Below are 952 nucleotides of genomic sequence, written 5' to 3' on the forward strand. Positions count from 1 at the left end.
GGAGCGGCGCTCACGATGCGGGCGGGATGCGCTCAGCCGCGCGCTCGGAGGCGGACGGCCGCGTCGGCGGCTTCTCGCGCTCGTAGCGAACGCCGGTGAAGAACAGCACCTCGGCGCTGCGCGCCGGATTTGCGCGCCGCTTTGGCGGGCAGGACGCCGTTCGCGGCGTCTGGAAGGCGAGCACCAGGCCCATGTCGCTCCTCCCCGTCAGGGGGTTGGTTCGCTCTGGGCCCGGGGCGGATGGCGGATGCGGGCCCTCGTCATGAGATTGAGCAGCCGGAATGGTTAACGGCTCGTTACCGTCGCCGAAACCACGCGGCTCGCCGCCCTCCTTTACCGAATGCTAACCATAGTGACCGTAGCGTCCCAACGTGGGACGGTCGACAACCCGCCCGCGTCTTCCCTGCGAACACGGACGATCGATGAGCGACGAGCTGCTGCCCGTAGAGACGCTCGACCGGCTGAGCCGCCAGGAAGGCGTCGACGTGCGCCCGATCCTCGTGCGGGTGCTGACCGACCTGTTCATCCAGAAGCCGCATCACGCCCCTGAAGAGGTCGCGCGCTACGAAGAGCTCGCGCTTCAGCTGATCGAGACGGTCGACGCGCATACCCGCGCGATCGTTGCTCGCAAGCTCGCGGAGGAGCCCCGCGCGCCGCGGCGGCTGATCGACCGGCTGCTGCAGGACGAACCCGCGGTCGCGGCCCCGATCCTGGCGCGCTGCGCCGACGTCCCGCGTCATGTGTTGCTGACGGTCGCGCTCGACGGCGGCGCGATCGAGGCCAGCGCGGTCGCGTTGCGATCCGACATCGACAGCGACATCATCCGCATCCTCTCGCATCATCCGGACGACCTGGTGCTCGAGAGCCTGGTCGCAAATCCGGCCGCGAAGCCCGGCGAGGCGTCGCTCGCCGCGCTCGTCTTTGTCATGGCTTGGCTGACGAATGAAGAGCT

1 protein-coding gene and 1 pseudogene are annotated in these 952 nt (G+C 69.0%); one reads left to right on the top strand and one right to left on the bottom strand.

Features of this window, described 5'->3' with window-relative positions:
• Positions 1 to 10 precede the first annotated feature (10 nt).
• Positions 11 to 193, bottom strand: coding sequence for a hypothetical protein (locus tag ACIKT0_RS19115; protein ID WP_407106864.1), 183 nt, complete (start codon positions 191 to 193; stop codon positions 11 to 13).
• Between the two features lie 229 nt (positions 194 to 422).
• On the opposite strand from ACIKT0_RS19115, the pseudogene ACIKT0_RS19120 reads away from it, so the two are divergent.
• A pseudogene (locus tag ACIKT0_RS19120) lies at positions 423 to 952 on the top strand (DUF2336 domain-containing protein); the annotation flags it as partial.

Origin of the sequence: Hansschlegelia beijingensis, from assembly GCF_045505405.1 — a bacterium.
Lineage (GTDB): Bacteria > Pseudomonadota > Alphaproteobacteria > Rhizobiales > Methylopilaceae > Methylopila > Methylopila beijingensis_A.